Below are 19,961 nucleotides of genomic sequence, written 5' to 3' on the forward strand. Positions count from 1 at the left end.
GTTACCACTTGTAAGTGAGCCTTGCCTGAACTTCGCGACCATCGCCGTAGAAGCAGCCGAAGTCGCTGCAGCTGGCGACATAGGCCTCGTCGGTGATATTGGTCACATTGACCGAGGCCACGACATTGTCGCGGGTATAGCTTGCGCCCAGATCGCCCAACGTGACCGAGTCGATCTTGTAGGTATTGGTCAGGTTGCCGTAACGCTCGCCGATATAGCGGATACCGCCGCCGACGCGGACACCATTTCCGAAATCGCGATCCAGCCAGATGCTCGCCGCATTGTAGGGCGTGTTGGTCATCATCAACCCGTCCTTGTCGCCGCCCTTTTGCACCGCGTCGGTGTAGCTATAGGCCCCGCGGATATCCCAGCCCTCGGCCAGTTCAGCGGTTCCCTCAAGCTCGAAGCCGCGGACATGGACCTCGCCGATCTGCTCGTCGATCCCCGGAGCGACGGTGCGGCGCACGTTTTGCTGCTTCAGATCATAAACAGCAGCCGTGATCAGCGCGTCAAACGAGGTCGGTTGATACTTGACGCCAGCTTCCCATTGCTTGCCCTCGGTCGGCTTATAGGCCTCGCTGCCGCGATAAATGCCGATCTCTGGCTCGAACGAGGTGGCGTAGCTGACGTAAGGCGCCACACCATTCGCGAACAGATAGGACACGCCGACGCGCCCCGTGGTCGCTTCGTCTTTCTGGCCCGCGTCAGTGACCGTTTCGAAGCCCACGAAATTCGAGACAGCCGAGCCGGTCTGCTCGGCCCAGTCATGGCGCAGGACAAGTGTCGCGCGCCAGTTGTTCCAGCTGATCTCGTCTTGGGCATAAATACCGGTTTGCTCGATCGTCAGATCCTGCACATCGCGATATCCGGCGCTGCGCGGGAACGACACGCTGTAATCGGGATCGAAGAAGTTCAACGGCGGCACGGTCCCCCAGTAATCGGGAAGACTTGAAGAATAGTTGAACTCGGTGGTGTTATCGGCGCTCCAGCGGCTGATGTCCACGCCAAACACCAGCTTGTGCGTTACCGCGCCGGTCGTCGCTTCGCCCAGCAGACGGGTATCGACGTGAACCGTATTGCTGGATTCGTCCTGATAGATTGCGCCGGGGTAAACAATCCCGTCAGCATAGCTATGACCCGAGAAGAAGCCGGTATATTTCCAGTCGAATTTCTGGTAGCGGAAGCCCTGTTCAAGACGCCAGCCATTGTCCAGCTCGCGCTTGTACTCGACACCAAGGTTCAGCATCTTGCGGTCACTGTCATCCGCATCGGGATAGCCCGCGTAGAAATCGCGCGCGTCCTCGGCGTCGACGTCCTGCGTCAGGCCATAAGGAACCCCCGCGGGCGAGATCGGGCTGTCTTTCTGATAGGACAGCATCAGATCCAGCGTCGAGGCATCATCCATCTGCCAGCTTGCGGCAGCCGCCAGATATCCGCGCTCGTTGGTGACTTCATCGACCTGCTCTTCGTTATCGCTGAGCAAGCCGGTCAGGCGCCACGCCATATCATCGCTGGTCGAGCGGTTCACGTCAAAGAACAGGCTGTTCTGGTTTGTACCGAAACCCAGCCCTGCTTCCGAGAAATTGTCGAACTGCGCGTGCTTCTGGACCATGTTGATGATCCCGCCCGGCGAACCAGAGCCGTAAAGCCCCGATGACGGGCCACGCAGCACCTCGACCCGCTCAAGGCCGTATAGTTCAAGACCCATCGCGCCAAAGTCGCGGATCAGGTGCAGTCCGTTCAGGTATTGCGAGTTTCCGACGTCAAAGCCGCGCAGGTTCGGCTGATCGAAGCGCGGATCGCCACCGAAAGGCTCGGCGGTGACGCCTGCGGTATAGCGCAGCGCCTGCGTCATGCTTTGCGCGCCCTGATCCTCGAACTGCTGCTTGGTGATGATGGAAACCGACTGCTGGGTCTCGATCACCGGAGTCTCGGTTTTGGTGGCAATCTGCGAGGTCGGAACGACGTAGCCCTGCGTCGGAGCGGTGGCGTCCAGCACGACTTCGTCTAGCACGACGGCTTCGGTCGGCTGGGCGTCCTGCGCCATCGCCGGCACGGCAAGCGCCACGATGCTGGTCCCCGCCAACAAAGCAAAACGTCTGGAAAGCAGCATTTTCACGCCTCTTGTCTGTTGGATGGCGCAAACGCCAATCTGGACAGATATTGGCGGCATTGCCCGTTAACCGTTATTAACGAAGCAATTGCTGTAATTCAGCCATAAACGCAAGGACATCTGTCAGGAATAGAAAGCGTTTTTGTCGATTTTATGCTTACTGATGTCCGAACGCCACGTCATCGTGTTTTGCCGGAAAAATGGTCAAGGTGGAACCGGAAACTGTCCGGTTCCGCCTGTTGATGACAACTCACCTTACGCCGCGAATATGGCGTCCAGGATCTCGGCTTCGATCGCCGCCAGTTCGGCGCTGCCACGACTTGTCGGTCCGACGCGGACGATGTCGACGCGATGCAGGATGCCACCCTGCCCCAGCACGATCACCCGATCCGACAGCGCGACGGCCTCGGCGACGTCATGGGTCACAAGGATTGCTGTGAAACCCGCTTTCGCATGCATGTCGCGGATCAAATTCTGCATCGTCAGTCGTGTCAGCGCATCGAGCGCACCCAATGGTTCATCGAACACCAATAGGCTGGGATGGCTGACCAATGCCCGTGCCAGTGCCACGCGCTGGCGCTGACCGCCCGACAGGACCGACGGCCACATTCCGGCTTTTTCCGACAACTGGACCGAGGTCAGCGCCTCATGGATGGCTTTCGGGTCCGAACCTTGCCGCAGCCCGATCTCGACATTGTCGGCAATGGTCGCCCAGGGCAGCAGGCGCGGTTCCTGAAACATGATCCGCAGCCTGTCGCCGGACTGATCGGCGGGTTGGCCGTCGATCAGGACCTCGCCCGAACTGGGCTTGTCCAGTCCCGCGATCAGCCGCAGCAGCGTTGACTTGCCGCATCCGCTTTGTCCGACGATCGACAGGAACTCGCCCGGACGGACTTCGAGGTCGAGATTGGACAGCACCCGATTGCCATCGAAACTGCGCGAGACATTCCGGATCGAGACCGATGCGCCCGGATTTTCGCGCAGCATCGGGGGTACCGAGATGTCGCGGGGCAGAAGGTTAACGGCCTGCATAGGCGGGGCTCCATTTCAGCGCGCGACGTTCCAATGCACGGGTCAGGGTATCGGCCAGCTTGCCAAGCGCGGCATAAAGCAGGATCGACAGAACCACGACATCCAGCACCATGAACTCTCGGGCCTTCATCGCCATGTAGCCCAGACCCGACGAGGCCGAGAGCGTCTCGGCCACGATCAGCGTCAGCCACATGATGCCCAGACCATAGCGCAGGCCGACAAAAACCGAGGGCAACGCACCCGGCAGAACGATGCGCCGGAACAACTGGCGCGAGGTCATGCCATAAGCGCGGCCCATCTCGATCAGATGCGGGTCTATATTACGTATGCCATGCAATGTATTGAGATAGATAGGGAAAAACACGCCAAGCGCGACAAGGAACAGCTTTGCCCCTTCGCCGATTCCGAACCACAGGATCACCAGCGGGATCAGCGCGAGATGCGGGATATTGCGGACCATTTGCAGGGTTGAATCCGTCAGAGTCTCGGACAGGCGCGAGACGCCGTTCGCCACGCCAAGGGCAAAGCCTATGCCGCCGCCAACCACCAGTCCCGCCAGCGCACGCGCAGCCGAGACGCCGAGATGGGTGAACAGCTCGCCCGACAGCGCCAGTTGCGTTGCCGTGCCGACGATGATCGAGGGGCGCGGCATGACCGTATCGGCGATCAGACCGGTCGCGCCCGCGATCTCCCACAGGGCAAGGATGGCTGCCGGTACGGCATAGGGCAGAAGTGCCTCGGGCTTGGGAAGACTAGGCCGCCAGCCCGAGCCACGATTTCGGGCAGCGCTAAGGCTATCTGTCAGGCTCATGTGTTTGCTCCGTCAGCTGGCAGTTTGCGGTGTCCAGATCACCGAGGCGATGTCCAATTGCCGGGGAATGATGCCCAGCTTGTAGAACTCGTCCGCGACGCCCTGTTCGTAGGCGACATGCTTGGGCTCGATGAAGCCCTGCAGGCCCAGATCGGCCCCCTTGCGGGTCAGCGCGCGTTCCATCACCGCTTCGCTCAGGCCGGTTTCCTTGGAAAAGGTCTTGATGGTCTCAGGCAGGTTGGCCTGTCCGTCCTTGCCGACCTGCTGGATGATGCCGATGATGTCCCGAACCAATGCGGGATTTTCGGCGGCGTAATCACCGTTCGCCGAATAGAAGTTGTAATCCGGCTCGACGATCTCGGTCGTGGACAGGACGCGGGTATTGGGTCGCTCCTGCGCCATGGCGAAATAGGGGTCCCAGATTGTCCACGCACCGATTGCACCCGCATCGAATGCCGCGATGGCATCCGGCGGCGAAAGGTCTTGCGGCTGGATATCGTCTAGCGTCAGCCCCGCCGAAGCCAGCAGCTTGATCGTCGCATAATGAGCCGAACTGCCGCGTTTAAAGGCGATGGTTTGTCCCTTCAGATCGGCGATGGTCTGCACAGGGGAATCCTTGGGCACCAGAATGGCGTGCCCCTCGCGAGAGCCCTCGCCCGCGCCGACAAACACCAAATTACCACGGGCGGCATGGGCAAAGATCGGTGGCACGTTTCCGGTATAGCCGAAATCCAGCGCATTTGCCGAAAGCGCCTCGAGCAGCGGAGGCCCCGAGGTGAACTCGGACCAACTGATCGAGATGCCCTTGTCGGCCAAACCCTTTTCAAAAGCACCGGCCCCCTTGACGAGCCCAAGCAGCCCGCCCTTTTGCCAGCCGACACGCAGCGATTTGGCCGGAGCCGCCCGCAGGATCGCCGGACTTGCCAGCGCAGCCAGACCCAGACCAAGGGCCGCGCGACGCGAGAAATTCGTTGTCATGGTCGGACCCTGCCTATTAAAGGGCGTTCAGCAGCGACGCGCTGCGCTGAACGGGCTGCGGGATGGTAAAATCGGCAAAGAAGGGCGCGAACTGGCCAATCGCCCGACCAAGACGGGCGCGGGCCGCTTCGTCCACCAACTGGCCGCCGACGAAATCGCGGTCCGACACATAAACGCCGGTCGAAAGTGTCTGCGCTTCGAAAAAGCCCATCAGCGGGCGAAGCTGGTGTTCGATGATCAACGCGTGGCGATCACCGCCGCCCGTCGCGGCCAGAAGCACCGGCTTGCCATGCAACATGCCCGGATCGAGCAGATCGAACACATGCTTGAACAGCCCGCTATAGCTGCCCTTATAGACCGGACTCGCGATGACCAATGCATCGGCACGGATCAACGAGGTCACCAGCTCAAGCGCTTCCGGCGCCAGATCGCCCAGATGACGCGCGGCCCCCAACGAGGGACCAAGATCGCCAAGGTCGAACACATTGCCGACCGCGTTGAACCGTGAGGCGGCCTGCTGAACCGTTTGCTCGACCAGAGCGCGCGTGCGCGAAGGCACAGAGAAGCTGCCGGCAAAACCGGTGATGTTCAGGATAGTCATGGATATTCTCCTGTGGGTGTCCCGAAGGATCAGGATGGGGTGGCGACCGGGCCATGCGCGACGGCGGCCGGTCCGAGGATTGGGGCAAGGATCGCCTGCTTGACGATCTCGGCGGCAATGGCGCTGACCTGAATGGCGCATTCAGGCGCGCCGACCAGCTCACCGATATGACCGCGCGCCAAGGGGCCCGCGATCAGGACGCGCTGGCTGGCCGCCCCCGAGGCATCGATGGCGCGACAGGTCTCGGTCGTGGCCAGACCCAGCCCCAAAGGATCGGGGGTGACCAGACCAAGCCGTGCCAACGCGCCAAGCGCCGGATTCCAGTCGATACATCGCCCCTGCGCCGGTCCGGTGGTGACAATGATCTTGTCGAAACTCTCGGTTCGCCGGGTTTCGCCGCCGCGCTCGCGCCAGGACACGCGGACAGCCTCTCCGTCCCGTTCGGTGGCAAGAACGTGACCGGCGACGTATTCCAGACGGCCATCGGCAACCAGACGGTTCAGCACCACCTCGACCTGCGGAGCCAGACGATAGCGGTGCACGTCCCAGAGTGTCCGCAAGTGACGCAGCAATCTGGCGCGGTTCGCGGCGTCAAGCCCTGCCCAGATCTGCGGCCCCTGCTGACGCAACCGATAGAAGGTCGCGTGCCAGCTTTGCCCCTGCGCCTGATCGTCCACGACTGCGTGCCGGACCGCGCGCAGCAATTCCGAAGCGCGCCGGATCGGAGGGTTGACGAAATCAACCTGACTGTCGCGCGTGATCTGACCATGACCGCGCGATCGCAAACCATGGCGCGAAATGCAGGTGATCCGGCCTTGATGACCCAGCCGATCCAAGGTCGCGATGACATCAGCCGAGGTCAGCGCCGCGCCAAGGACCAGAATGCGGGCATCCTTATCCACCTCGGCCAGACGCACCGGATCATAGGGATCAGCGATCAATTGCGCGGCTCCGGTCAGACCAGCGACCGGTTTCGGCACTGCCGGAGCCGGATGACCCGTTGCCAGCACCACGATGTCGGCCCGAATCCGGCTTTCGTCCGAAAGCATCAATACCAGCGATCCATCCAATGCCCGTTCGACGTCACCGACGCGGGCACGGATGTGCCGGATGGTTCCGGTTTCCAGATGCGGGGCCAGTCGTTCGGAAACGTAGCGACCAAAGACCTCGCGGCGCGGAAAGCGTTCGCCGTGTTCGGTGACCGACTGCCGGTCGTGATCAAGCCTGCCCTGCTCCTCTGCTTCGGTCAGCCATTCCAGAAAATCCTCGCGCCGCTCGGGGTCAAGCGACATGCGATGCGCGGGGACATTGATCCGGTGGGTCGGTTCGTTGGTCGAATAAGCCAACCCCCTACCCAGTTCAGAGCGGGGCTCGACCACCGTGATGACGGCCTGCGCCCGCATCTCGGCAAGCTGCCAGGCCAGCGATGCGCCCGAAAATCCGCCGCCGATAATGACAACGCGCAGGCGCGGGGATTGCAGCACGGTCATCGGATTATCCTCCGGTCACCAGAACAGGACGGGGCTTTGCCGCCGGACGATAGTCGTTGCCGACTGTCTCGCCGAACGGCCCCATATTGGCGACGTGGCTTGTTTGCGGCAGAGGATGGTCCAGCGGCAGAAGCGGCAGGACGCGCTCGCCAAAGCTGTAGGCCTCTTCCAGATGCGGGTAGCCGGACATGATGAACGTATCGATGCCGATACGGCGATATTCGTCGATGCGCTCGGCCACGGTTTCGGCATCGCCGACCAACGCCGTTCCCGCGCCGCCCCGCACCAGCCCAACGCCCGCCCAAAGGTTCGGGCTGATCTCCAGCTTGTCGCGGCGACCGCCATGCAGTTCGGCCATACGACGCTGACCGACCGAGTCCATCCGCGAGAAGGTCTCCTGCGCTTTGGCGATCGTTGCGTCGTCAAGCTTGCTGATCAGACGATCAGCGGCCTCCCATGCCTCGGCCTCGGTTTCGCGAACAATGACATGCAGGCGGATGCCGAAACTCACGTCGCGGCCCTCGGCTTCAGCCAGACGGCGGACGGATTCGATCTTGTCGCGGACCAGAGCGGGCGGCTCGCCCCATGTCAGGTACTTGTCCACCTGTTTGGCCGCGACAACATTCGCAGCATCGGACGATCCGCCGAAGTAGAGTTGCGGCCCAGCAGGTTGCAGCGGAGCGAATAGCAGTTTGCCGTCAACGATCCTGAAATGCTTGCTTTCGTAATTGACCGTCTGGCCAGCCAGCAGGGACTTGTAAATATCGAGGAACTCCTGCGTCACCTCATATCGCTCGGCATGGCTCAGATGGATGCCGTCACCTGCGTTCTCGACAGGATCGCCACCGGTGACCACGTTGATCAGCAGTCGGCCATTCGACAGGCGATCCAAGGTCGCCGTCATACGCGCCGCCAGCGTCGGCGATTGCAATCCGGGGCGCACAGCAACCAGAAAACGTAGCTTCTCGGTCTGGGACGCCAGTGCCGCCGCGACCACCCAGCTATCCTCGCAGCTACGACCGGTTGGCAGGAGCACACCATAATAGCCAAGCGAGTCAGCCGCCTGAGCGATCTGGCGCAGATATGGCAGGTTTACGGCTCGGCCGCCTTCAGAGGTTCCCAGATACCTGCTGTCCCCGTGAGTTGGCAGGAACCAGAGCACCTTGATCTTGTCGGGCGCGGGAATGGTCATGTCGCGATCCTTTGCTGGGCCGGGCATCCGAATATCAATCTTGCCGGGCGGTCGTTTAGGTTCGAGGGCAGAATACAACAAATCACTACTGAGTATATAGAGATTATGGTATTTGCGGAAATGAAGAAGGGTTTCCCACCCGATCACCTATCCGCGGAGCATGTTTTTCCGGCAGGCGCGCCGCAGGGATCACGGTTCGCAGTTTCATGAGGTTTTCAGTACAACATCCTGATAATTCCGGTTCTTCGGCTCATCCATGCGTCGGCTGTCTGGCGATCCGGGAAGCGGCTGACCAAATTGGCGGCAAACTAGCCGGACGCCTAGGACCGTCAGCCTAATCCCGCCAAAGGCGTTGTGCGAAAGGATAGGGTGACCTATTTCAGAGGCGGAAAGCTACGCCGGAAAACCATGCTCGAACCCGCCGACTCCCGTCCGATGACCATGCGCGAGAACGAAGTCCGCCGCTTCGTGCACACACGTTTCGGGCTGCGCGGTACACTGAAGCTGCATAGGGCAGCTTTGGGCGCGGACCTGCTACGCGCGCCGGTCAACGTGATGCTGTCGCCGGTTTTCTTGTTCATCCGGCTGGTCGTCGTGATCCTGAGATTGTTTCGGGCGCGGCGGGTTGCGGAATGGCTCGCCGCGCGGAAGATCTTCCTGACCTCGGATCTTGCCCGTCAGGTCGAGACAGATCTGACGGCTTTGCTCGCGCGGCTGGATGCCCAGAAATTAGCGCCCGATGCCAGTCCCGAAACGACGAAACGCGCAATTGCGGCCTATGCTGAAACCCGTAACGCCGTGTCCGAGATCACGACCACGCTCATCGTCCTGATTGCCGGTTACCTGATATTCTACCGGCCGACGCCGGGTATATTGTCGCTAGCCGAGCCTGTCGCCCAGATGCGCGCGCAATCCCGCGCAATCGAGGAATTCGCGCTTGGTGGCTGGGCGGGTCAGATGTGGTACGGGCTGTTTCCAACCCAGCTTTCCACCGTCGAGCTTGTATTCACCACGATTGCATTGTCGGTGGGGGCCTCGGTCGTAACCACTTTTGCTGGATTGATCGCGGATCCGGTCCAACTATGGACCGGCATTCACAAGCGCCGCCTGATGCGGATGCTGGTGCGGCTTGACCGCCAACAGGAATCGGGCGCGATCGCGCGCGAGCATGTATTGGCACGGCTGGGCGATCTGGGTGACATCGCCTCGTCGATCTGGCGCGGAATGCGCTAACCTTGCGCGGCCTTGGCAAAGGCCCGTGCCTCGGCGGGTGCGATGCCGAGCCCGCCCGCCGCAGATAAATCAAGCTCGGGAAAATCCCGCGCGACAAGATCTTGCAGTGAAACAGCACTATCCTGCGCCTCGCGGCACAGGTTCTTGATGCGGGTCTGCGCCTCGGGTCGGGGCATGTGGCGCGCCAATGCGAATGTGAAGGCCTCGGCGTGGATCAGACCGGTACCGTCATCCAGACCGCGCGCCATGGCATCGATGTCCGGCGCGATCCGCCCGACCAGTTCAAGCGCAAATGCGATGGACCGACCGGTCGAGATGCAAAGCTGCGGCAGGGTCAGCCATTCAACGAACCATGCCGAGCCGTCGCGTTGCTGGCGGTGAATGCCCGCACCTTGCATCGCCGAGGCCAGCGCGACCGCCTGCCGCCCGATCGCGACAAGCACCGAGGGGCCGACAGGGTTCTGCTTTTGCGGCATGGTTGACGATCCACCCGCCCCTTCCAGCCGGATCTCGCCAATTCCGGATTGGGTCATCAGGATCAGATCCTCGCCAATTTTTGCCAGACTTGTCGCGACGCCCGCCATCCACGCAGCAAACGCACCGATCTGATCGCGTTCCGCATGCCAGCTATGGCCGGGATCGGTCAGGCCCAATTCCGTGGCCAATGCGGCGCGAACCTCAGGCCCCTCGGCCCCCATCGCCGAAAGTGTCCCCGCCGCCCCGCCAAGAGAGACCGTTGCCAGTTCTGGACGCAATGCGCCAAGCCGCTGGCGATGACGGATCAGGGGATGGCCCCAGCCTGCGATGACCGCGCCGAAGCTGGTCGGCGTCGCGACCTGACCATAGGTCCGCGCGGCCATCGGAACGGTTGCGTAAGTATCGGCAAGCTGTCCAAGTGCCGATATGAGTTGGCCAAGGCGTTCGTCCCAGATCTCGGTCACGCGACGCAGGCGAAGGGCAAGCCCCGTTTCCATGATGTCCTGACTGGTTGCCCCCCAATGCAGGTATTGGGCATATTCCGGAGCCTGCATCGCCTTGCGAAAGGCCGAAACAAGAGCCGGAACCGGAACGCCGTTGATCGCGGTTTCGGGGCCAAGACCAGCGGGATCGATCTGGGCTTCGCGCGATGCGCGATCGATATAGGCCGCTGCCGTCTGCGGAATCAGGCCGATCTGGCCCTGAACACGGGCCAATGTCCCCTCGACCAGCAACATGGCGCGGATTTCGGCACTGTCCGTAAACAAAGCGGCGGTCGCCTCATCGCTGAACAAGTGGCGATAAATGGCGCTATCGGCGGCAGATGCGGGCATGACACGGCTTTCTTATGGCAAATCGACCGGAGGACTGACGCCCCCCGACCCATGGATATTTATCCGCATGGCAGGATGCGAGGGGGCTTAGGCGGTGGCGGGCATCCGCAGCCCCAGAATCTGGCGTGCCTGCTGCCAGGTCGCGACCGGACGGTCGAATTTCCGGCAAATGTCCGCAGCGCACCGCACAAGCGCCGCGTTGGAAGGGGCAAGCGTGTCGCGGTCGATCCGGACGTTATCCTCAAGCCCTGTCCGGCAGTGGCCGCCCGACGAAATAGCCCATTCGTTCAACCTGATCTGGCTGGCACCGATGCCCGCTGCGCACCAAGGCACATCCTCGCCAAACAAGCGCTTCACGGTGTGCACATAGTAATCGAACACGTCGCGATCCGCAGGCATTGCGTTTTTGACCCCCATAACGAACTGGACATAGGGCCTATCCTTGATACGCCCGTCTTTGAACATGATCGCCGCTTGCAGGATATGGCTTAGATCAAAGGCCTCGATCTGGGGCTTGACGTCGTATGTCCGCATTTCGGAGGCAAGCCAATCCACCAGATCCGGCGTATTTTCATAGACACGGGTCGGAAAATTGTTCGAGCCGACCGCAAGCGATGCCATATCGGGGGCAAGTGGCAACATGCCGCCACGGGCCTGACCCGCGCCCGAGCGACCTCCGGTCGAAAGCTGGATGATCATGCCGGGGCAATGCTGCTCGAGCCCGTGCTTCAATTGCGCGAAACGGTCCGGGTCCGAGGTCGGCTTCCCTTGGTCGTCGCGGACATGGCAATGCACGATTGTCGCGCCCGCCTCGAAGGCTTCCTGCGTGGACTCGATCTGTTCGGCGACAGAAATCGGCACGGCCGGATTGTTTTCCTTGGTCGGAAGCGAGCCGGTGATCGCCACACAGATGATGCAAGGTTGGTCCGCTAGATCGCCCATCATGCCTCACATATCGAAGAATACGGTTTCGTTCTCGCCCTGCAGAACGATGTCGAAACGGTAGGTGTTCGCCGCAGTTTTCTTGGCGATCAGCGTGTTCACGCGCGGGCGATGTTCGATCCGCTGCAGGACAGGGCAGGATTCATTGTCCTCATCCTGGAAATAGATGCGGGTTTGCAGACCCAGATTGATCCCGCGCGCCACGACCCAAAGCGCGATATGCGGAGCCATCAACCTGCCATCAGGGAACGGCACGCGTCCCGGCTTGATCGTCTTCAGCGTCCACTCGCCCGAGTCGAAATCCGCGATGATGCGTGCCCATCCCGTAACATTCGGATCAGCCGCGCCGCGCGGATCGTTGCCGGGATAAATGCCCTGCGCATCGGCTTGCCAGCTTTCGATCAGCGCATCGCGCATGACCATGCCCGCGCCGTCCTGCACCGTGCCGATGATGGTGATTGCCTCGCCCTGCGCGCCTTCCTTGATCGGGCTTTCGCCCAGATCGAATGGATAGATCCCCTCGATGCCCAGCTTGTTCGGGGTCAGGCCGATATGAACATAGGGGCCAGCCGTCTGAGAGGGCGACTCTTTCAGGTAATCGAGTTCCTGCATCACAATCCCTCCTTGCGGTTCTCGAAGAACGACTGGCGGCGGCCCCGCAACACGATATCGAATTTGTAGGCGAGGCAATCCATCGGAATGGCGCGGTTCATGTCCAAGGGCGCGACCAGCGCCTGAATGGCTTTGTCCTGTCCGATTGTGTTCACGATGGGGCAACGCGCGATCAGGGGATCACCCTCGAAATACATCTGGGTGATCAGGCGTTGGCCAAAGCCCGAACCGAACACCGAGATATGGATATGCATCGGCCGCCAATCATTGACGCGGTTCGGCCACGGATAGGCACCGGGGCGGACCGTCAAAAATTCATATGCGCCGTCGGGACCGCTTATCGTGCGCCCGCAGCCACCGAAATTCGGATCAAGCGGAGCAGCATAGCTGTCCTTCTTATGGCGATAACGCCCCCCCGCATTGGCCTGCCAGATTTCGACCAGCACATTGGGAACGCCTCGACCTTGCTCGTCCAAGACGCGGCCATGCATGATGATGCGCTCGCCGATGGCGGGCTCTCCGGTGAAGTTCATGATCAGGTTGTTGTCGAGCAGCCCGATCATCGAGTGGCCAAAGGCCGGTCCGGTTTCCTCGGACAAGGTCGAGCCCATAGACACCAATGGCCGGAATGGCGCACGGGTCATCGAGGTCTTGTAGCCCGGCGCATAGGCCGCAGGATGCCAGTCACGGTCGCGGAAGAACAATGGCCCACGTTCCACCTTGTCGCTGAGGGTCATCGCTTGGCCTCCATTTCGGCAAAGGTTTCCTTGGCGATCTTGATGGCATGGTTCGCGCGCGGCACACCGGCATAGATCGCAACATGCAAAAGCGCGTCCAGAACGTCTTCCTTGCTGGCACCGGTATTGGCAGTGGCGCGGATATGCATGGCCAGTTCATGGTCATTGCCCAAACCCGCCAACAACGCGATCGTCAGCATCGACCGTTCGCGGGGGCTGATCGTATCCCGCGACCAGACCGAGCCCCACGCCGCTTCGGTGATCAGTGTCTGGAAAGGTTCGTCGAAATCGGTCTTGTTGGCCTCGGCCCGATTGACATGGGCATCGCCCAGCACCCGACGGCGCACGATCATGCCCTGATCGAAGCGTTCGCTCATTTGGAATGTTCCTTGATGAATGGCCCGAGGATCGCGGCGAACGCGGCGGGCTGCTCGACGCAAGGCAGATGGCCTGCATCGCGAACGATGTGGAAAGCCGCATCAGGGATAAGATCCGCTGTCGCCTTGACCAGTTCGGCAGGCGACGAGCCGTCCTGATCACCCGCGATGACGGCAACCGGCAGTCGCAGCATCGAGGTCGGGCCGGTCAGGTCGGCAGCGGCAAGTGCACGACACGCCCCGACATAGCCCGCTTCCGAAGTCCGCACGACCATGTTCCGCCAAGCTGCAATCGTAGGTTTTGCGCGGAAATCGGGTGCGAACCACCGCTGCATGATGACATCCGCGATCGAGCGGATACCGCCCGCCCTGATGGCATCAATCCGCTCGGACCAGCTTTGTGCTGTACCCATTTTCACCGCGGTGTTCGACAGGACCGCCGCGCGAACCAGATCCGGACGACGGGCCGAAATGGCCTGCGCGATCATGCCGCCAATCGACAGGCCGACGAAAATGACCGGCCCCACACCCAGATGTTCGATCAGTGCAGCAGCATCGTCGGCCAGATCCTCGACGGTGAAATCGCCACCCTCGTCCGACAGGCCATGCCCACGCTTATCGAAGCGGATGGCGCGGATCTGGGGCATTTCGGCCAAAAGCGCGTCCCAAAGCCGCAGATCCGTGCCCAGAGAATTGGCGAAAACGACGACAGGCCCATCGTTTGGACCGTCGATCCTATAATGCATTGCGCCCCAAGGGCGGGTCAGAACTTGCATGGCAATCTCCCTTCCTCGTAATCTGGCATAACAGTTACGGCTTGGATAATGCAAAACAGGCGAAAATGAATAACCATTCCGCTATACATCCGGGGGTGAAGCTGCGCCATATCCGTGCTTTTCTGGATATCGCCTCCGAGGGTGGGCTATCGGCGGTCGCGCGGGCGCAAGGCATCACCCAGCCCGCCCTGTCGCGCACCTTGGCCGAGTTAGAGACATTGCTGGGCCAACCGATGTTTCTTCGGCAGGGCCGACGTTTGGTCCTTAGCGAGGCAGGTGCATTGTTCCGCCGTCACGCTTTGACCGCCATGCAGGCGCTTGAAGCAGGCGCGGCAGCCCTGCGCCCCGGCAGCAGCGGCACCCTAAGGATCGGCGTTCTTCCCACCGTCGCGACCCGTTTCCTGCCGCAGGTCGTGCTGCGCTTTCGCGAGTTGCATCCCGAAATCCTTCTGGCCGCCGAAACCGGACCGCATTTCCACCTGATGCGCCTTCTGCGCGACGGCTTGGTCGAGGTGGTGGTGGGCCGTTTGCCCGGCGCATCGGAAATGGCAGGCCTGAGCTTCGATCACCTGTACGAGGATCAGGTGATATTGGTCGCCCGTGCCGACCACCCGCTGCAACACGCCACCATCCCCGAGGCATTGGCGGCGTCACCCCTGATCCTGCCTCCTGCTACGGCACTCATCCGCCCTACCGTTGACGATTACCTCGCCGCGAACGGGCTTAGCGGAATACGACCCGCGCTAGAGACCGTCTCGCTGGCATTGGGTCGGGGAGTCTGTCTTGCTTCGGACGCCTTGTGGTTCATTTCGCGCGGGGTGATTGCACACGAACTGGACCGCGGCGAGATGATCGAGTTGCCGACCGGCGCGAGGTTTCTTTCCGGTGCCGTAGGCATGACCCGCCGCCAGACAATCGCCGCACCGGGCCTAGTCGAATTCGAGGAGATCGCCCGCAATGTGGCGCGAAACCTGCCCTGACATGACGGCGCGCAGCTACTCGGCCCGAGCATCCGGAAGCGTCCGATGAACCGCACGACACCGACCAGAATACCGAATTACTACCTGTACGGAGATCGCGATTCCGACGTCGAACTGGATTTCCTGCATGTCGAACCGATCCTTGATCGCAGCGGGCCGAATGGCTGGCGCATCCTCGCCCATGCCCATCCCGAGCATTTGCAGATCATTCTGCTGCATGCGGGCGGCGGCACCATCCGGCTTGAGGATCAAAGCCACCCCTTGCCCGTGCCTTGCATTCTGGTCCTGCCGGAGGGATGCGTCCACCAGTTCGAATTCGATCCCGGCACGGATGGCTATGTTGTTACCGCAGCGCTTGGATTTATGGGCAACGCGACCATCGGCGACCCGCGACTGGCTCAGGCGGTGGCGCGTCCCGCGATACTTGGTCTGACGGATTCAGGCATCGACGAACCCGCCGTTATCGACACATTCGACTGGCTGCTGCGCGAGTTCGTCTGGTCCGCCCCCGGTCGGCGCGCGGCGATCACCGCCCTTTTCATGCGGCTTCTGGTCATCGTCCTACGGCTGGGGATCACCCAAGCCAGCGCCAATCCCCTGACGCCGGATCGTGACCAAGATCTGCTGATACGCTACCGCGCGATGATCGAGCGGCAGTTTCGCCACCAGCGCTCACCCTCGGTCTATGCCGCCGAACTGGCGGTGACGACGGCGCGGCTGAACGCCGCCTGCAAAGCGCGAACAGGTCGAACCGCAAGCGAGTTGTTACACCAGCGCATCCTGCTCGAAGCCAAGCGCTACCTGCTTTATACCGACAATAGCGTGGCGCAGATCGCCCATATGACAGGCTTCGACGATCCGGCCTACTTCAACCGCTTCTTTGCACAACGGGCCGGAATATCTCCGGGCCAGTATCGCAAACAAGACGGCACGGATTGACGAATTGTCCAATCTTTCTGACGCCTGATCCATTTTCTGGCACATTCATCCGCGCCATCTTGCCGCCAGAATAGGGTGGCGCGATTTTGCCGCCAGAGGAGGAATGCCATGCGCCATCAAGTGTGCATCATCGGCGGCGGACCGGCGGGTCTTCTGCTTTCGTTGCTGTTACGCCGTGCCGGAATCGACGCGGTCGTGCTGGAACGGCGCTCGCGCGATTATGTCCTGTCCCGCATCCGCGCCGGTGTTCTCGAGCAGGGCCTGTGCGATATGCTGCGTCAGGCAGGTATCGGCTCGCGGATGGATGCCGAAGGATTTGTCCATGACGGCACCATCCTCACCGCGCATGGCACGACGGTTCACATCGACTTCAAGACGCTGACCGGAAAATCGGTCATGATCTATGGCCAGACCGAGGTCACCCATGATCTTTATGACGAACTGGACCGGATCGGCGCGCCCGTTTTCCATGAGGCCGAGGATGTCGCGATCCATGACGCCGATACCGAAGCGCCGCATGTCACCTTCACACATCGCGGCCAAACCCATCGCGTCGATTGTGATTACATCGCCGGCTGCGACGGTTTTCATGGCGTCAGCCGCAACGCGATCCCGCCATCCGTGCGGCGCGAATTCGAAAGCGTCTACCCCTTCGGTTGGCTGGGCATTCTGGCCGAAACTCCGCCCGTCGCGGATGAACTGGTCTATTCGGGCCATGAGCGCGGCTTCGCCCTATGTTCGATGCGCAATGCCAATCTGAGCCGCCATTATCTGCAGGTTCCACTGACCGACAAACCCGAGAACTGGAGCGATCAGGCCTTCTGGACCGAATTGCGGCGACGTCTGCCCGCCCATCTGGCCGAAACGCTGGTATCGGGCCCCTCGATCGAGAAAAGCATCGCCCCGTTGCGCAGTTTCATCTCGGAGCCGATGAGTTGGGGCCGGATCTATCTGGCGGGGGACGCCGCCCATATCGTTCCCCCGACCGGAGCCAAGGGGCTGAACCTTGCCGCCTCGGATGTTTTCTACCTGTCCCGCGCATTGATCGCGCAATATGCCGGTGAAGCCCAGTTGCTGCAGGACTATTCGGCGACCGCCTTGGCACGGGTCTGGAAAGCCTCGCGTTTTTCGTGGTCGATGACGCGGATGCTGCACGAGTTTCCTGCCGAGGGCGAGTTCCTTGCCCGTATGCAGGCCGCCGAGGTTGACTATCTTGCCCACTCGACGGCCGCACAGACTGCTCTGGCCGAGAATTATGTCGGCCTGCCCTATTAGAATGGTCCGGCCAATGGCCGGACCATGATCGTCACATGCAGGCGTCAAACAGCGCGCGGGTATTCTCGCGCGTCATTTCGATGGGATTGCCGCCACAGGACGGGTCTTCCAGTGCCATCTCGGTCAACTCGTCCAGACGCTCCCTCTGCACCCCCATCTCAGTCAGGTTCGCGGGAATGCCGAGTTCGGCCCGCAGATCCATGACTCGCGCGCGGAAACCATCGAACCCGCCCTTGATGCCAAGGTAGTCGGCGGCGCGGGACAGCACGCCCTCGATAGCAGGGCGGTTGAAATCCAGCACCATCGGCATGACCACGGCATTGGTCGTGCCATGATGCGTGCCGTAAACGGCCCCGACCGGATGGCTCAGGCTATGGATCGCACCCAGCCCCTTCTGGAACGCAACCGCGCCCATCGCCGCCGCGCTCATCATCTGGGCACGGGCCTCAAGATCGTCGGGCTTTGCATAGGCGCGGGGCAGGTATTCATTGACCAGCCGCAGCCCTTCAAGCGCGATGCCTTGGCTCATCGGGTGATAGAACGGGCTGCAATACGCTTCGAGGCAATGGGCGAAAGCGTCCATGCCGGTGCCTGCGGTGATCATTTTCGGCATCCCCACCGTCAATTCGGGGTCGCAGATTGTCACCGCCGGCATCAGGCGGGGATGGAAGATGATCTTCTTCTTGTGGGTTTCCGAGTTCGTCAGAATTCCCGCGCGCCCGACTTCCGAACCGGTTCCGGCGGTCGTCGGAACCGCGATGATCGGCGCGATCACGGCAGCATCCGCACGGGTCCACCAATCACCGATATCTTCGAGATCCCAGACCGAGACCGTCTGCCGCGCCATCAGCGCGATCATCTTGCCCAGATCCAGTGCCGAACCGCCGCCAAAGCAGATCACCCCGTCATGGCCGCCCGCCAGATAGGTGGCAATTCCGGCCTGCATGTTGTGCTCGTTCGGGTTGGGATCGACCTCGGAAAAGATCGCACGGCCAAAACCACCGGCCTCAAGCACGTCCAGCGCGGCGGCGGTAATCGGCAATCCGGCCAACGCCTTGTCCGTCACCAGCAGCGGCTTTTGTATGCCCACGGATTTGCATTGCTCGGCCAGTTCCGCGATGCGGCCAGCCCCGAACTTGATCGCGGTCGGATAGGACCAGTTTGCCCGCAGAGTCATTTCTGCACCTTTTTCAGATGGTAGGATTTGGGTCGTGTCACGGCCAGATACCCCAATTCGGACAAGGCCGCGCCACGTCCGGTATCCTTGCAGCCGGTCCAGCACAAAGCCGGATCAAGATAATCGCACCGGTTCATGAATACCGTTCCGGTTTCCAGCCGCGAGCCGATTTCAAGCGCGGCATCGGTATCCGTCGTCCAGACCGATGCCGTCAGCCCGTAATCGCAGTCATTCATCAGCGCGACCGCTTCGTCGTCATCCTTGACCGGCATGATACCAACCACAGGGCCAAAGCTTTCCTCGCGCATGACGCGCATTTCGTGATGCACATCGACAAGGATCTGCGGGGCAAGATAGGCCCCGCCGTCATCCGCCGGAAAAGCTGCCGGATCGATCAGGGGCCGCGCGCCTTCAGCGACCGCATCGGCGATCTGGCCACGCACCACATCAGCAAAACGGCGATGCGCCATCGGACCCATGGTGGTTGCGGGATCGTTCGGGTCGCCCAGCTTATGCTGCATCACCCAAGCGACGGCCTTTTCGACAAAGGCATCGTACAGGCTTTCATGGACGTAAATCCGTTCAATCCCGCAGCAACATTGCCCCGAGTTGAACATCGCCCCATCCATCAGCCCATCCACAGCCGCGTCCAGATCGGCATCGGCACGGACATAGCCGGGGTCTTTGCCGCCGAGTTCCAAACCGGTCGCCGTGAACGTCCCCGCCGCCGCGCGTTCGATGGCCTGTCCGCCCCTGACCGAGCCGGTAAAATTCACAAAGCCGAAGCTGCGCTCGGCAATCAGTTCCTCGGTTGTCTGGTGGTCCAGCACGACGTTCCGGAAGACTTCGGGCGGCACACCGCCGCGCTCCATCGCCTGAGCCAGACGTTCCCCCGCAAGCAGGGTCTGACTGGCGTGTTTCAGAATGACCGCATTTCCGGCGATCAGGGCCGGAACAATCGTGTTCACCGCGGTCAGGAATGGATAGTTCCACGGCGCAATGACGAAAACGACACCGACAGGTTCGCGCCGGATCTCGCGGCGGAAACGGTCGCTATCCTCGACCTCGGTCGGGGCAAGAGCCTCGGCAGCGATCTTGGCCATATAGGCTGTGCGTTCGTTCACGCCGCCAAATTCGCCACCGTATCGTACCGGACGGCCCATCTGTCCGGCCAGTTCAGGCACGATTTCGTCCTTCATCGCATTCAGCGCGGCAATGCCTGCCTCGACCCGCGCGATACGCTCGCCTAGCGGAAGGGCGGCCCAAGCAGGTTGCGCCTCGCGGGCCATAGCGACCGCTTGGCGTGCTTCCGCGCCCGAAAGAACAGGCCGCTCGGCGTAAACCTCGCCATCGACCGGCGAAATCAGTTTGATCGTCTTGGTCATC

Annotated in this window: 19 protein-coding genes; 4 read left to right on the forward strand and 15 right to left on the reverse strand. The window is 61.5% G+C overall.

All coding sequences use genetic code 11. From position 1 onward, the window contains the following. Window position 1: 1 nt before the first annotated feature. The 7 genes from GL286_RS05290 to ssuD all read right to left on the reverse strand — a co-directional run bounded on the left by GL286_RS05290 (window position 2) and on the right by ssuD (window position 8,217). A complete protein-coding gene (locus tag GL286_RS05290) occupies window positions 2–2,113 on the reverse strand; it encodes a TonB-dependent siderophore receptor (protein ID WP_155094442.1) in 2,112 nt (703 codons plus the stop codon). Between the two features lie 255 nt (window positions 2,114–2,368). Next, window positions 2,369–3,145, reverse strand: a complete 777-nt coding sequence (locus GL286_RS05295; RefSeq protein ID WP_155094443.1) for an ABC transporter ATP-binding protein — start codon at window positions 3,143–3,145, stop codon at window positions 2,369–2,371. Beyond that, window positions 3,132–3,956, reverse strand: coding sequence for an ABC transporter permease subunit (locus GL286_RS05300; RefSeq protein WP_155094444.1), 825 nt, complete (start codon window positions 3,954–3,956; stop codon window positions 3,132–3,134). Before GL286_RS05300 ends, GL286_RS05295 begins: the two co-directional genes overlap by 14 nt. Before the next feature lie 12 nt (window positions 3,957–3,968). After that, on the reverse strand, window positions 3,969–4,934 hold the full coding sequence (locus GL286_RS05305; protein WP_155094445.1) for an aliphatic sulfonate ABC transporter substrate-binding protein: 966 nt from the start codon (window positions 4,932–4,934) through the stop codon (window positions 3,969–3,971). A 16-nt stretch (window positions 4,935–4,950) separates the two neighbouring features. Then, the gene (locus GL286_RS05310; protein WP_155094446.1) at window positions 4,951–5,535 is read right to left on the reverse strand and encodes an NAD(P)H-dependent oxidoreductase; all 585 of its coding nucleotides are present in this window, start codon (window positions 5,533–5,535) and stop codon (window positions 4,951–4,953) included. A gap of 29 nt (window positions 5,536–5,564) precedes the next feature. Beyond that, window positions 5,565–7,025 (reverse strand): FAD/NAD(P)-binding protein, encoded by a 1,461-nt coding sequence (locus tag GL286_RS05315; protein WP_155094447.1) that lies wholly within the window; start codon window positions 7,023–7,025, stop codon window positions 5,565–5,567. A 4-nt stretch (window positions 7,026–7,029) separates the two neighbouring features. Next, window positions 7,030–8,217: an FMNH2-dependent alkanesulfonate monooxygenase gene (gene ssuD, locus GL286_RS05320; RefSeq protein WP_155094448.1), complete on the reverse strand. Its 1,188-nt coding sequence runs from the start codon at window positions 8,215–8,217 to the stop codon at window positions 7,030–7,032. 408 nt (window positions 8,218–8,625) lie between these two features. Here ssuD and GL286_RS05325 point away from each other — a divergent pair, with 408 nt between their 5' ends. Beyond that, the gene (locus tag GL286_RS05325) at window positions 8,626–9,450 is read left to right on the forward strand and encodes a DUF6635 family protein (protein ID WP_155094557.1); all 825 of its coding nucleotides are present in this window, start codon (window positions 8,626–8,628) and stop codon (window positions 9,448–9,450) included. Here the strand turns inward: GL286_RS05325 and GL286_RS05330 are convergent. The 6 genes from GL286_RS05330 to pcaD form a co-directional block, all read right to left on the reverse strand. After that, the gene (locus tag GL286_RS05330; RefSeq protein WP_155094449.1) at window positions 9,447–10,760 is read right to left on the reverse strand and encodes a class-II fumarase/aspartase family protein; all 1,314 of its coding nucleotides are present in this window, start codon (window positions 10,758–10,760) and stop codon (window positions 9,447–9,449) included. The two genes, GL286_RS05325 and GL286_RS05330, sit on opposite strands and share 4 nt — an antisense overlap. A gap of 87 nt (window positions 10,761–10,847) precedes the next feature. Continuing rightward, complete coding sequence (locus GL286_RS05335) at window positions 10,848–11,702, reverse strand: 3-oxoadipate:acetyl-CoA acetyltransferase (protein ID WP_155094450.1); 855 nt, start codon at window positions 11,700–11,702, stop codon at window positions 10,848–10,850. Window positions 11,703–11,708: 6 nt separating this feature from the next. Then, entirely contained in the window at window positions 11,709–12,314 is a 606-nt protein-coding gene (gene pcaG, locus GL286_RS05340) for a protocatechuate 3,4-dioxygenase subunit alpha (RefSeq protein ID WP_155094451.1), read from the reverse strand. Next, window positions 12,314–13,051 carry a protocatechuate 3,4-dioxygenase subunit beta gene (pcaH, locus tag GL286_RS05345; protein ID WP_155094452.1) on the reverse strand — a complete coding sequence of 246 codons (738 nt, stop codon included), beginning with the start codon at window positions 13,049–13,051 and terminating at the stop codon, window positions 12,314–12,316. The genes pcaG and pcaH overlap by 1 nt, the downstream gene beginning before the upstream one ends. Then, window positions 13,048–13,428, reverse strand: coding sequence for a 4-carboxymuconolactone decarboxylase (gene pcaC / locus GL286_RS05350; protein ID WP_155094453.1), 381 nt, complete (start codon window positions 13,426–13,428; stop codon window positions 13,048–13,050). Before pcaC ends, pcaH begins: the two co-directional genes overlap by 4 nt. Further along, the gene (pcaD, locus tag GL286_RS05355) at window positions 13,425–14,204 is read right to left on the reverse strand and encodes a 3-oxoadipate enol-lactonase (RefSeq protein WP_155094454.1); all 780 of its coding nucleotides are present in this window, start codon (window positions 14,202–14,204) and stop codon (window positions 13,425–13,427) included. Before pcaD ends, pcaC begins: the two co-directional genes overlap by 4 nt. Window positions 14,205–14,269: 65 nt before the next feature. Between pcaD and GL286_RS05360 the strand changes: the two genes are divergently transcribed. The 3 genes from GL286_RS05360 (at window position 14,270) to pobA (ending at window position 17,398) form a co-directional block, all read left to right on the forward strand. After that, a complete protein-coding gene (locus tag GL286_RS05360) occupies window positions 14,270–15,184 on the forward strand; it encodes a LysR substrate-binding domain-containing protein (protein WP_155094455.1) in 915 nt (304 codons plus the stop codon). Between the two features lie 45 nt (window positions 15,185–15,229). Beyond that, entirely contained in the window at window positions 15,230–16,123 is an 894-nt protein-coding gene (locus GL286_RS05365) for a helix-turn-helix domain-containing protein (RefSeq protein ID WP_155094456.1), read from the forward strand. A 108-nt stretch (window positions 16,124–16,231) separates the two neighbouring features. Then, window positions 16,232–17,398, forward strand: a complete 1,167-nt coding sequence (pobA, locus tag GL286_RS05370; protein ID WP_155094457.1) for a 4-hydroxybenzoate 3-monooxygenase — start codon at window positions 16,232–16,234, stop codon at window positions 17,396–17,398. A gap of 31 nt (window positions 17,399–17,429) precedes the next feature. Here pobA and GL286_RS05375 read toward each other — a convergent pair whose 3' ends face one another. Together GL286_RS05375 and GL286_RS05380 are read right to left on the reverse strand one after the other, a co-directional pair. Then, complete coding sequence (locus GL286_RS05375; RefSeq protein ID WP_155094458.1) at window positions 17,430–18,575, reverse strand: iron-containing alcohol dehydrogenase; 1,146 nt, start codon at window positions 18,573–18,575, stop codon at window positions 17,430–17,432. After that, window positions 18,572–19,960, reverse strand: coding sequence for an aldehyde dehydrogenase family protein (locus tag GL286_RS05380; protein WP_155094459.1), 1,389 nt, complete (start codon window positions 19,958–19,960; stop codon window positions 18,572–18,574). The genes GL286_RS05375 and GL286_RS05380 overlap by 4 nt, the downstream gene beginning before the upstream one ends. Window position 19,961: the final 1 nt, after the last annotated feature.

Source organism: Paracoccus aestuariivivens (genome assembly GCF_009711225.1).
Classification (GTDB): domain Bacteria; phylum Pseudomonadota; class Alphaproteobacteria; order Rhodobacterales; family Rhodobacteraceae; genus Paracoccus; species Paracoccus aestuariivivens.